General features: G+C 67.9%; 12 protein-coding genes and 1 pseudogene. 4 read left to right on the forward strand and 9 right to left on the reverse strand.

All coding sequences use genetic code 11. The annotated features are described in order from the left end of the window. Positions 1 to 10: 10 nt before the first annotated feature. Genes rny through IEX93_RS03330 form a run of 5 tightly spaced genes read right to left on the reverse strand, consistent with a single transcriptional unit; the run spans position 11 to position 5207 of the window. Positions 11 to 1714 (reverse strand): ribonuclease Y, encoded by a 1704-nt coding sequence (rny, locus tag IEX93_RS03310; RefSeq protein WP_188846434.1) that lies wholly within the window; start codon positions 1712 to 1714, stop codon positions 11 to 13. Beyond that, the gene (recA, locus tag IEX93_RS03315; RefSeq protein WP_188846436.1) at positions 1711 to 2736 is read right to left on the reverse strand and encodes a recombinase RecA; all 1026 of its coding nucleotides are present in this window, start codon (positions 2734 to 2736) and stop codon (positions 1711 to 1713) included. The genes rny and recA overlap by 4 nt, the downstream gene beginning before the upstream one ends. Then, positions 2687 to 3280, reverse strand: coding sequence for an RNA 2',3'-cyclic phosphodiesterase (gene thpR / locus IEX93_RS03320; protein ID WP_188846438.1), 594 nt, complete (start codon positions 3278 to 3280; stop codon positions 2687 to 2689). The genes recA and thpR overlap by 50 nt, the downstream gene beginning before the upstream one ends. Further along, the gene (locus tag IEX93_RS03325) at positions 3277 to 4458 is read right to left on the reverse strand and encodes a CinA family nicotinamide mononucleotide deamidase-related protein (RefSeq protein ID WP_188846440.1); all 1182 of its coding nucleotides are present in this window, start codon (positions 4456 to 4458) and stop codon (positions 3277 to 3279) included. Before IEX93_RS03325 ends, thpR begins: the two co-directional genes overlap by 4 nt. After that, the gene (locus IEX93_RS03330) at positions 4455 to 5207 is read right to left on the reverse strand and encodes a YgfZ/GcvT domain-containing protein (protein ID WP_188846442.1); all 753 of its coding nucleotides are present in this window, start codon (positions 5205 to 5207) and stop codon (positions 4455 to 4457) included. Before IEX93_RS03330 ends, IEX93_RS03325 begins: the two co-directional genes overlap by 4 nt. On the opposite strand from IEX93_RS03330, the pseudogene IEX93_RS03335 reads away from it, so the two are divergent. Next, positions 5207 to 6295 (forward strand): annotated as a pseudogene (locus IEX93_RS03335) (MFS transporter); the annotation flags it as partial. The gene IEX93_RS03330 and the pseudogene IEX93_RS03335 sit on opposite strands and share 1 nt — an antisense overlap. After that, on the forward strand, positions 6288 to 6914 hold the full coding sequence (locus IEX93_RS03340) for an HAD family hydrolase (RefSeq protein ID WP_188846446.1): 627 nt from the start codon (positions 6288 to 6290) through the stop codon (positions 6912 to 6914). The pseudogene IEX93_RS03335 and the gene IEX93_RS03340, both read left to right, overlap by 8 nt. Here IEX93_RS03340 and IEX93_RS03345 read toward each other — a convergent pair. Continuing rightward, the gene (locus IEX93_RS03345) at positions 6900 to 7985 is read right to left on the reverse strand and encodes an enolase C-terminal domain-like protein (RefSeq protein WP_188846448.1); all 1086 of its coding nucleotides are present in this window, start codon (positions 7983 to 7985) and stop codon (positions 6900 to 6902) included. The genes IEX93_RS03340 and IEX93_RS03345 overlap by 15 nt on opposite strands. Before the next feature lie 5 nt (positions 7986 to 7990). Next, positions 7991 to 8710 carry a DEAD/DEAH box helicase family protein gene (locus tag IEX93_RS03350; RefSeq protein WP_188846450.1) on the reverse strand — a complete coding sequence of 240 codons (720 nt, stop codon included), beginning with the start codon at positions 8708 to 8710 and terminating at the stop codon, positions 7991 to 7993. 32 nt (positions 8711 to 8742) lie between these two features. On the opposite strand from IEX93_RS03350, the gene IEX93_RS03355 reads away from it, so the two are divergent. Continuing rightward, positions 8743 to 9240 carry a bioflim formation protein gene (locus tag IEX93_RS03355; protein WP_188846452.1) on the forward strand — a complete coding sequence of 166 codons (498 nt, stop codon included), beginning with the start codon at positions 8743 to 8745 and terminating at the stop codon, positions 9238 to 9240. A gap of 3 nt (positions 9241 to 9243) precedes the next feature. After that, positions 9244 to 10080, forward strand: a complete 837-nt coding sequence (locus tag IEX93_RS03360) for a carbohydrate ABC transporter permease (RefSeq protein WP_188846454.1) — start codon at positions 9244 to 9246, stop codon at positions 10078 to 10080. On the opposite strand, the gene mltG is transcribed toward IEX93_RS03360, so the two are convergent. Both mltG and ruvX read right to left on the reverse strand, forming a co-directional pair. Next, a complete protein-coding gene (gene mltG / locus IEX93_RS03365; protein ID WP_188846456.1) occupies positions 10065 to 11078 on the reverse strand; it encodes an endolytic transglycosylase MltG in 1014 nt (337 codons plus the stop codon). The two genes, IEX93_RS03360 and mltG, sit on opposite strands and share 16 nt — an antisense overlap. After that, positions 11062 to 11469, reverse strand: coding sequence for a Holliday junction resolvase RuvX (gene ruvX, locus IEX93_RS03370; RefSeq protein WP_188846458.1), 408 nt, complete (start codon positions 11467 to 11469; stop codon positions 11062 to 11064). The genes mltG and ruvX overlap by 17 nt, the downstream gene beginning before the upstream one ends. Between the last annotated feature and the right edge of the window lie 4 nt (positions 11470 to 11473).

Raw genomic sequence — 11473 nt, forward strand, 5'->3', positions numbered from 1 at the left:
CCATTTTAGCCTACCGGGCGTACTCCACCGCCCGGGTCTCCCGCACCACGGTCACCTGGACCTGGCCGGGGTAGTTCATCTCCCGCTCAATGCGGTTCGCGATCTCCCGGGCCAAAAGCGTGGCCTTGGCGTCGGAAACCTTCTCGGGCTTGACGATGACCCGCACCTCCCGGCCCGCCTGGACGGCGAAGGCCTGCTCCACCCCGGGGAAGGAGAGGGCGATGCGCTCCAGGGCCTCCAGGCGCTGGAGGTACTCCTCGAGGCTCTCCCGCCTGGCCCCGGGCCGCGCCGCCGAGAGGGCGTCCGCCGCCGCCACCAAGACGGCGTAGGTGGTCTCGGCGTTCTCCGGGTCGTGGTGGTGGGCGATGGCGTCCACCACCTCCTTGGGCTCCCCGAAGCGGCGGGCCAGGGCGATGCCGATCTCCACGTGGCTTCCCTCCACCTCCCGGTCCACGCTCTTGCCGATATCGTGTAGAAGCCCGGCCCTCCGGGCGAGGGCGGCATCCAGGCCCAGCTCCGCCGCCATGATCCCGGCGAGGTGGGCCACCTGGACCGAGTGTTTGAGGACGTTTTGGCCGTAGCTAGAGCGGAAGTGGAGCCTCCCCAAAAGCTGGATGAGGCCGGGTTTCAGGCTCACCACCCCCGCCTCCAAGGCGGCCTCCTCGCCCCTCTCGTAGATGAAGGTCTTCATCTCCTGCTTGGCCTTCTCCACCACCTCCTCAATGCGGCTCGGGTGGATGCGCCCGTCCTTCAAGAGTTCCTCCAGGGCCATGCGGGCGATCTCCCGGCGCACGGGGTTGAAGGAGGAAAGCAGGACCGCCTCGGGGGTGTCGTCAATGATCAGGTCCACCCCGGTTAAAGCCTCAAAGGTGCGGATGTTCCGCCCCTCCCGGCCGATGATCCGGCCCTTCATGGCGTCGGAGGGAATGGGCACCACGGTGACGGCAAGCTGGGCGGCGGTCTCCGAGGCCTGGCGCTGCATGGCCTGGGCCAGGATCTTCTGGGCCTCCCGCTTGGCCTCGAGGCGCGCCTTTTCTAGGGCGGCCCGCACCTTCTGGGCCTTCTCCTCCTCCAACTCCTGGTCTAATTTCTCCAGGATGCGCCGCCTGGCCTCCTCCGGGGAGAGGCCCGCCACCTCGTAAAGCTTCCGCTCCACCTCCTTTTCCCGCTCAAAAAGGGCCGCCTCCCGGGCCTTTAAGGCCTCCTCCTGGGCGTCCAGCTTCAGGGCCCGGGCGTCCAGGGCCTCCCCCCGCTTGGAAAGCCTTTCCGCCTCGCGGCGGAGTTCCTCCCTTTCTTCTTTTAGGCGCTCCCTCTCAGCCTTAAGCTCCTCCTGGAGGGCTTTAAGCCGCTCTCTCTCCGCCTTAAGCTCTTCCCGCTCCAGCCTTAGGCGCTCCTCCCGCCCGGCGAGGCGCTCCTTAAGCTCCGCCTCCAAGGCCTCCGCCCTTTGGCGGAACGCCTCTTCCAGCTCCCGCCTGCGGGCCTGGAGCTGGGCCTCGGTCTCCTCCCGGAGGGCCCTGGCCTCCCTTTGGGCCGCCTCGAGGATCTCCCGGGCCTCCTTGCGGGCCGTCTCCAAAGCCTCCTGGGCCTCGGCCTTGGCCGCCTCCAGGAGGCGCTTGGCCTCGAGGGCCGAGGCCTCGTCCCCCCGGCGCCGCCAGAAGAGGGCCCCGGCGAGGGCCAGGACCAAAAGGAGAAGGACCGCATCCAAGGGGCTCATTCCGCCTCCTCGTCCCCGCTTGCCGCCAGGACCACCTGGTCGGAACGTTCCAGCACCTTGGCCCGGATCTCCTCCAGAAGCTCAGGGCGCTCCCTCAGGTACTCGGCCGCCTTCTCCTTGCCCTGGCCCAAGCGGTGCTCCCCGTAGGAGAACCAGCTCCCCGCCTTCTCAATGACCCCGGCGGCCACGGCCACGTTCACCAGGTCCATGACCGGGTCCAAGCCTCTGCCGAAGTAGATCTCCAGCTCCGCCTCGCGGAAGGGGGGGGCCAGCTTGTTCTTCACCACCTTGACCTTGACCCGGATGCCCACCGCCTCGTTGCCCACCTTGATGGGCTGGCCGCTCCTGCGCACGTCCAGGCGCACGCTGGCGTAGAACTTGAGGGCCCTCCCCCCGGGGGTGGTCTCGGGGTTGCCGTACATCACCCCCACCTTCTCCCGCACCTGGTTGATGAAGATGGCGGCGGTGTTGCTCTTGGCGAGGACGGCGGTGAGCTTCCTTAAGGCCTGGCTCATGAGCCTGGCCTGGAGGCCCACGTGCTGGTCCCCCATCTCCCCCTCAATCTCCGCCTTGGGCACCAGGGCGGCCACCGAGTCCACCACCACCACGTCCACCGCCCCCGAGCGGGCGAGGAGCTCCACGATCTCCAAAGCCTGCTCCCCGGTGTCGGGCTGGGAGACCAGGAGGTTCTCCACGTCCACCCCGAGCCGCTTGGCGTAGAGGGGGTCTAGGGCGTGCTCCGCGTCCACGAAGGCGGCCACCCCCCCCTGCTTCTGGGCCTGGGCGATGATGGTGAGGGCCAGGGTGGTCTTGCCCCCGGACTCCGGGCCGTAGATCTCAATGACCCGTCCCCGGGGGATCCCCCCGATCCCCAAGGCCAGGTCCAGACCCAAGGAGCCCGTGGGGATCACGTCCACCTGGAGCCTGGGCATCTCCCCCAGGCGCATGATGGCCCCCTTGCCAAACTCCTTTTCAATGGTCTTCAGGGCGTTTTCCAGGGCTTTCCTCTTGTTCTCGTCCATGCTCACCTCTTAAGGGGAATTTTTCCAGAATCGTGTAGATGGGGCCCTTGGGCTTGAGCTCCGAGCGCACCAGGGCGAACTCCGTCACCGGCCACTCCAGGCCGAAGACCACGGGGGGCACCCTAGGGGCCGGGGCCTTGCGGCGGGCCAGGGTGATGTGGGGCTTGAAGGGCTTGTCCCCCCCCGCCCTTAAGGCCTCCTCCCCCAAGGCCTCCGCCACCCCCTCCCGCAAGGCCTCGGCCAGGAAAGCGAAGCCCTCCCCTTCCGCCTTGGCGAACCAGACCCGGGGGGTGCCCTCGTTGGGGAAGTAGCCCGTGCCCCGGATGCGGGCGGTGAAGGGAGGGAAGTTCCGCCCCAGGCGGTGGCCCAGGGCGATGAGGTCCTCCAGGTCCCTTTCGGGCCTTTCCCCCAGGAAAAGGAGGGTGAGGTGGAGCTGGTGGGGCGGGACCTCCTTCCAGCCCTTGAAGGGGGCCACCTTCCCCTGGGCCTCCACCAGGGCCCGCCGCACGTCCTCGGGAAGAAAAACCGCGAAGAAGAGCCTCATGTCAGTAAAAGGGCCAAAGCCGCGTAGACACTCCGCCACCTTACCGCCTCCCGGTCCCCGGGGAAGCGGTAGCGCCGGGCCTCCACCCCTTTAGGCCCCGCCAGGGCCACGTAGACCACGCCCGGGGGCTCGCCCTCGAGGGGATCCGGCCCCGCCACCCCGGTGGTGGCCAGGGCGTAGGTGGCGCCGAAGAGCCTCCGGCAGGCCTCCGCCATGGCCTTGGCCGTCTCGGCGGAAACCGTCTTGGAAAGGAGGTCCTCCGGCACACCGAAGCGGGCCTTGGCCCCTACGGAATAGGATACCACGCCCCCCAAATAAAAGCGGCTTGCCCCCGGCACGCGGGTGATCTCCGCTCCCAAAAGCCCCCCGGTGAGGCTTTCCATGGTGGAAAGGGTAGCCCCTTCCCGCTCCAAGCGCCTTTTCACCGCCTCGGCCAGGGTGATCTCCCCCTCGCCCCAGATCTCCTTGAGGAGCTTCTTCTTGATCTTCTCCGCAAGCTCCGCCACCCGGTCCTCCCGGCCCCGGATCACCACCTCCACCCCGTGGAGCTTGGGGTAGGTGCCCACCTCCACCTCCTCTTCCCGCGCGAAGAGGGGCCCAAGCCGCTCCACGATGTCCGACTCCCCGATGCCCCAGGTCTTGAGCACGCGCTCGGCGTAGGGCCTTTGGGGAAGGCCCAGCTTGGGCAAAACCTCCCGCCACATGGGCCGCCACTCCATGGGAGGCCCCGGCAAAAGCACCAGGTCCTTCCCCTCCTTGCGCACCCACCACCCGGGGGCGGTGCCCAAGGGGTTGGGGAGCCAGGTGGCGGAGGGGATATTCAGGGCCTGCTTGCGGTTGGCCTCGGGCATGGCCCGGCCCCGGGCGCGGAAGAGGGCCTCTATCGCCTTAAGCATGGCCTCGTCCAGCTCCAAGGGCTCCCCTAGGGCCAGGGCCACCGCCTCCCGGGTCACGTCGTCGGGGGTGGGGCCGAGCCCCCCGGAGAGCACCACGAGCCTGGCCCGCTCCCAGGCCGCCCGCACCTCCCGGGCCAGGACCTCGGGCTCGTCGGCCACCCGGAGGGTCCTTTCCACCTTGAGGGCGTAGGGCTTGAGGCTCCTTGCGATCTCCGCCGTGTTGGTGTCCAAGGTTTCCCCGTAAAGAAGCTCGGTGCCTACCCCCAGGATCTCCGCCCTCATGCCGCCTCCTTGAAGGGGAGGCCCTCCAGGAGGTACCGCCCCCCCTTCCCTTCCACCACCGCCCCCAGGGGCACCTCCTTCCGCACCACGGCAAGGCCCAGGAGGCCGAAGGGGGTCTCTAAAAGGCGCTTCGCCTCTCCCACCCGCTTTCCCTCCAGGAAAAGCTCCGCCGGGGCCTCGCCCCCCTCCAGGGCCCTAAGGCCCACCAGGCGGTAGGGCACCTCCTTGCCCTCGGTGCGGGCCATGATCTCCTGGCCCACGTAGCACCCCTTGCCGTAGTCCACCAGGTGGAGGAGACCCACGCTTTGGGGGAGTTCCCCTTGGATGTCCGAGAGGAGGGGAAGGCCCTTGAGGAGGGTGTAGAGGGGGTAGAGCTCCATAGGAAGCGCCCCTTCGGCCCCTTCGGCGAGCACTTCCCGCCCGTCGGCGTAGAGGAGGCGGAAGAGGGGAAGCGCCACAAGCTCCACCTGGTCAAAGACGATGTAGCGCCGCAGGCGTTTTTCCAAGCCCTCGAGGCTCCCCCAAGGGGCGAGGAGGAAGCCCTCGGGGTGGGGGAAGAGGGTGGCCGCCTCCTCTATCTGCCCCTTGTGGTTGAGGAAAAGGGCCCCCGCGGGCCCCTGAAGCCGCCTTAGGTCCCGGGTGCACTGCCCCTGGAGGAAGGAGAAGGCATCGGGCCCCCGCACCAGCAAAACCCCCGGGAAGGCGAAGAAGCCTTCCCCGGAGAGGGCCTTGGCCAGAAGGGCCTCCATGCCTCCCATTATTGACCAAAGGGTCAGGAAAGAGGAGAATGCGGTCCGTGCGGTTTTTCTGGGGCTCCTTCCTGGCGATTTTTCTGGTGGGGGTGATCGTGGCCCTCCCGGGGGCGGCCCTGCCCCTCTGGCGGGCGCGGTACGGGGTGGGGGGAGAGGTCTCCTTTTTCTACACCGCCCTTCTTTTAGGCCTTCTCCTGGGGGTGCGCTTGGGCCAGGGGGAAAAGCGCCATCCTCTTTTCCCTTTAGCCTTGGGCCTGGTAGGGCTCGCCTTCCTGGGCCTGGCCTTAGCCCCCACCTACGCCTGGGTGGTGCCCTTAGCCTTCCTTTTGGGCCTGGGGGAAGGGATGGTAAACGTCCACGGGAATAGCCTGGTGGGGGAGCTCTACCCGGAAAGGCGGGTGGAGCTTCTGAACCGGGTGAACGTGGCCTTCGGCCTGGGGGCGGTCTTCACCCCCCTGGCCCTCACCTTCCTCCCCTACCCCCTCCTCCTGGTCCTGGCGGGGGGGCTGGCCTGGGCGGCAGCCTTCCTGGTCTGGAAGGCGCCCAAGGTGGCCCAGACCCCCAGGGAGCGAAGGGGTGCCCTCTGGCCCTTTTTGCTCCTGGTGGGCCTGTACACGGGCCTCGAGGGGGCGTTGGCCACCTGGAACCGGGTGTGGCTCGAGGCCCTGGGCCACGCCACCGCCCTGGGGGGCCTTCTCCTAAGCCTTTACTGGCTCTTTTTGGCCCTGGGAAGGCTTCTCCTGGCTAGGCGGGTGGCGAAGGACCCCTTGAGGGCCCTCCAAAGGCTCCTCCTCGGGGTGATGGGCCTTCTCCTCCTTAACCTCCACCCCAAGGCCGCCCTCCTCTTCCCCCTGGCGGGCTTCCTGCTAGGGCCCCTCTTCTCCACCCTCTTTGCCCTGGTCCAGGCCCGCTTCGGCCACCGGGCCCTGGGAGGGCTCATGTACGCCGGGGCGGCGGGGAGCACCCTGATCCCCGGGCTTTTCGCCCTCCTCCCCGTTTCCGGGATCCCCTGGGGCCTCCTCGCCCTAAGCCTCGCCCTTTATCTCCTGCTTTGGGAAATGGCCCGGGAGGTGAGCCGTGGTTAAGGCCATCCTCTTTGACCTAGACGGCACCTTAGCGGACACCGACCCCTTGCACCTCCTCGCCTGGCGGGAGGTCCTTAGGCCCTATGGCCTTACGGTGGACCCCGCCTTCTACCGGGAAAGGATCTCGGGAAGGCTTAACCCCGAGATCGTGCGGGACCTCCTGGGCCTGGAAGGGGAGGAGGCGGAAAGCCTCATCGCGGCCAAGGAGGCCCGCTTCCGGGAGCTCGCCCAAGGGCTAAAGCCCCTCCCGGGCCTCCCCGAGTTCCTGGAAAGGATACGGGAAAAGGGGCTTTCCTGGGGCGTGGTGACCAACGCCCCTAAGGAAAACGCTCACCACGTCCTGAAGGCCCTGGGGCTAAAGCCGCCTCTTCTCATCCTGGCGGAGGAGGTGGGCCGGGGGAAGCCCGACCCCCTCCCCTACCGGGTGGCCTTGGAGCGCCTGGGGGTGGCCCCCGAGGAGGCTTTGGCCTTTGAGGACTCCCCTTCCGGGGTGAGAAGCGCCGTGGGGGCGGGGATTCCCACCTACGCCCTCCTCACAGGGCACGGGGTGGAGGCCCTCCTCGAGGCGGGGGCCAAGGGGGTTTTCCGGGACTTCCGGGAAGCCCTAAGCCTCCTTTAGGGCGTACCGGGCGAAGGCCTCCTCGTCAAAGCGGCCCTCCACCAGGTCCTCCCAGTAAAGCCACCCCTCCCGGAAGGCGGGGAAGGGGAAGAAGCTCCCCTCGGCCTTGAGGTGGAAGGCGAGCTCCGAGGGCTCGGTGACCCCCTGTTGGAAGGCGAGGAGGGCCGACTGGTAGGCCCCGAAACTGCTTTGGGCCTGGCTTCCCACCATGGCCTTTTTGCCCTTCTCCCGGGCCAAGGCCAGCATCTCCAGGGTCCAGGTGATGCCGGTGCGCGCGGGCTTGAGGTTCAGGATGTCAAAGGTGTTGAGCTCAAGCTCCCGCCTGAGGTCCTTGGGGGTCATGGCGGAGTCGTCGGCGATGAGGGGGAGGATGCCCTTTTCCCGAAGCCTTTTCCGGGCCTCCACCCGCTCTATGAGCAAGGGCTCTTCCACGTAGAGGAGGCCTAGCTCCTTCCAGGCCCAAAGGTAGCGCTCCGCCTCCTCGGGGGAGAGGGTCTCGTTGGCGTCGGCGTAGAACTGGGCCTCGGGGAGGGCTTCCTTAAGGCGAAGGAGGCGCTTCGTGTCCGCCTCGAGGTCCCGCCCCACCTTCACCTTGAAGACCTTCACCCCCGCCCCGTAGGCCATGCGGGCGTCCTCCAAAACCTCCTCCTCGGACCCAAGGCCCAGGATGTAGGCCACCCGCACCCGGTGCTTGGCGGGCTTCAGGACCTGGTGAAGCTCCTCCCCCTCGCTCCTCGCCCAAGCCTCCCAGATGGCGGTGTCCAAGGCCCCTTTAAGGCCAAAGTTGTAGGGAAAGGCCTCGAGGACCTTACGGATCCCCTCCTGGTCGTCGGCCTCGAGGCCCAAAAGCTTGGGCTTCAGGTACGCAAGCCCCGCCCTCACGCTCCCCAGGGTCTCACCGTAGATGGTGGGCCTTATGGCCACCTCCGCCCGGCCCACGGAGCCATCGGCAAGCTCCACCTCCAAAAGGGCGTGCTCCAAGGCGGCAAGCTCCGAGGCCTTCCCCCAGCGCAAGGGGGCTTTTAGGGGAATGCGAAAGGGGATGAGGCGGATCGCCTTCAGGGTCGGCATAGACCTCATTCTAAAAGGCCCCTTTCCCGGAGGAAGCGCTTTACCTTCTGGACCTCCTCTCCCGGGGACAGGGCCTCGGTGTCTAGGACCAGGGCCCGGGGGTGGCCCGAAAGGAGGCGCAAGGGGCCCTCGGGGTCGTAGTTCCGCTTCTCCTCGGCCACGATCTTGAGCTTGGCCAAAACCTCCTCCCACGGGGCCAAGGCCAGGGCCTCCGCAAGCTCCTCGGGGGCCAGGACCCCTTCCGCCAGGGCCTTAAGGGCGGCAAGCTCCTCCGCCTTCAGAGCCACCCGGTCAAAGGCGTCCTTCCGGGCGAGGAGCCTTTTAAGCCGGGTGGCCTCCCGGGCGTGGAGGAGGACGAAATGGGCCTTGGGGAGGTTTTCCAGGGCGAAGGCCACCTCCTTCTCCCCCCTTAGGCCGTCAAAGAGGAGGAGGGGCTTAGGGGCCGCGTAGCCCCGGGCCAAAACCTCCGCCACCCCGCCCGGAAACTCCTCCCGGAAAAGCCGGGTGTAGCGGAAGCGCTCCTCCCGGGGGATGGGGGGCTTGGCCCCGTAGCGGGGGAGGACGTAGCGGTCCACGAGCTCCCGGCGGTCGGGAAGCCGGGGAAGGCCTAAGGCCTCCACCAGGGTGCTCTTCCCCACCCCGGTGAGGCCCACCAGGACGAGAAGGGGCACCTCCCGCACGGGAACCAGGGAGGAAAGGGGCTTTAGGGAAAAGGCCACCTCCATGGCCCCATCCTACCTGGTAGGATGGAAGGGCTATGAAGCGGCTTCTGGCCCTTTTGGCCTTGGCCCTGGGCCTCGCCCTGGCCCAGGCCCCCGCCTACCCGGAAAACACCCTGGGCCTAGGCTACGCCCCGGAAAAGGGCTTCTACCTGCAAGGAGGCCTCCTCCTGCCCTTCAACCCCTTGGGCATAGACACGGGCCTGGACGCCCAGGTCCTCCTTTCCCAAAGCCCCGAGGCCTACGCCCTCCTCAAGGCCAACCTCTTCCCCGGCCTCGTGGTGGAAAGCCTCTTCGCCTCGGTGGGCCTCGGCCTGGACCTCCGCTACCCCTTCGGGGCCCACGTGGGGCCGGTGGCCAGCCTGGAGCTTCCCGGGGGGGCCCTCTCGGGAACCCTGGGCCTCGGCTACCAGGCGGGAAGCGGCCTCCACCTGGCCTGGGGAGCGGGCTTCAGGCTCTACCTGGAGCCTTTGGCCCTGGAGGTCTCGGCTTCGGACCGCTTTCCCTTCCTCCTGAGCCTCCTCTACCTCTGGTAGCCCGTGCGGCGGATCCCCCTTCTCCTCTTCTCCCTCCCGGCCCTGGCCACCCTGGGGCTTTTCGTCCTCTACCCCTTTTTGGACGTCCTTCGCTTTTCCACCTGGGAGTGGTCGGGGCTTTCCGAGCCCAAGCCCGTGGGGCTTAGGAACTACCGGGACCTCCTCCAAGACCCCGCCTTCTGGGGAAGCCTCTGGGTCACCCTGAAGTTTTGGCTCCTGGCCCTCCCCCCCTTCCTCGGCCTCTCCCTCCTTCTCGCCTTCCTCCTAGAGGGCACCCCCTACGAGCGCCTGGCCAAGGGGCTCCTCTTCCTCCCGGGCCTCGTCACCCTCGGGGGGGCCACCCTCTCCTGGTACACCCTCTTCACCCCCGAGTACGGGGCCTTGGCCTCCTTCCTTCCCATCCCCCCCTGGGACCGGGAGGGGTTTTGGGCTTTGGTGATGGTGGTGGTCTTCACCCTCTGGCGGCACCTGGGCTACGGGGTTCTGGTGGCCTCGGCCCGGCTTAAGGCCATCCCCAAAACCCTTCTGGAAGCCGCCTACGTGGACGGGGCGGGGCCTTTGGAGGCCTTGCGCTACGTGGTCCTCCCCCTCATGCGCCCGGCGGTGGCCTTCTTGGTGGTGGTGGGGACGATCCTCTCCCTGCAGTCCTACGCCGCCGTCTTCCTCCTCACCCGAGGGGGGCCCTACGGGGCCACCCGGGTTTTGGGCTACTACCTCTACGAGGCGGGCTTTGAGAACTTCCGCCTGGGCTACGCCGCCGCCCTCACCGTGGTGATCCTCCTCCTCACCCTGTTTTTCGCCTACGCCCAGCTAAGGCTTTTGCGCTACGGGGAGGAGTAGCGGTGGCGGGCCAGGTCGCGGAGGTGGCCGGCGAAGTCCACGTTGAGGAAGAGCTTTCCCTGGGCGTGGAAGAAGTAGAGGTAGGGCCGGCCCTTCTCGTCCTGCCGCACCGGGTTTAAGACGGAAAGAAGCGCCCTCTGCCCCGGGTTGCCGATGGGCCCTGGGGGGAGGCCCCTATAGCGGTAGGTGTTGTAGGGGGAGTCCACGGCGAAGTCCCCATCGGGCCGGGAAAGCTCGGGAAGCCTTTTCCCCAGGGCGTAGGCCACGGTGGGGTCCGCCTGGAGGGGCATCCCCCGCTCCAGGCGGTTCAGGAAGACCCCGGCGATGTAGGGCATCTCCTCGGGGCTTCCCGCCTCGGCCTGGACGATGGAGGCCAGGGTCACCCACTGGTGGACGGAAAGCCCCCGCTCGGCCAGCAAAGCCCGCACCGGGGGGGTGAGCTCCTGGGCGAAGCGGCGGAGCATGGCCAAAACCACCTCCTCGGGGGTGGCCAGGAGGTCAAAGGTGTAGGTGGCGGGGAAGAGGTAGCCCTCCAGGGTCTTGCCCTCCACGTAAGGGGGCTTGAGGGCCCCGGGGTTTTCCACGAGCCTGAGGAAGCCCTCCCCGTCAAGCCCCGCCCGGGTAAGCCTTTGGGCGTAGTCCACCGCCCTCTCCCCCTCGGGGAAGACCAGGGTGACGCTTAAGGGCTTCTCCCCGCCGGTGAGGGCCCGGGCCAGGCGGAAAGCCCCCTCCCCCTTCAGGCGGTAGACCCCGGGAACGAGGCGCTTGGCCCGGCCCGAGAAGCGGAGGTAGGCGGAGAAGAGGTAGCCCGAGCGCAAAAGCCCGGCCTCCTCCAGGATCCGGGCGGCCTCCGCCCCCGTGGCCCCCCGGGGGATGCGCACCACCGCCTCCTTTCCCGTGGGACCGAGAAGCCACAGGGCGTAGAGGAGGAGGAGGGCGAAGGTGAGGAAGAGGGCGAAGACACCCCTAAGGATCCAAACCCTAGAGCCTTCGGGCAAGGTAGTCCTCCAGGAGCACCACGGCCGAAAGCTCGTCCAGCTTGCCCTTGTCCCGGCGCACCCTTTTGGGGGCGTTTTGCAAGCGCCTTTGGGCGAGCTTCGTGGTGAAGCGCTCGTCTAAAAGCTCCACCTCGAGGCCCTCCCGCCTTAGGGCTTCCACCAAGGGGAGGACCTTCTGGGCCTGGGGGCTTTCCTTGAGGTCGGTGCGCAAGGGAAGGCCCACCACGAGCTTCCCAAGCCCTTCCCGCCGCGCGAAGTCCAAAATAGCCGCCACATCCGCCTCCAGGCCCTTTCGCACCAGGTAGCCCCGGCCGAAGGCGAAGGGGCTTCCCTCCTCGCCCACGGCGAGGCCGATCCGGGCCTCCCCCACGTCCAGGGCGCCCACCCGCATGGGC

Origin of the sequence: Thermus composti, assembly GCF_014647535.1 — a bacterium.
Taxonomy (GTDB): Bacteria; Deinococcota; Deinococci; order Deinococcales; family Thermaceae; genus Thermus; species Thermus composti.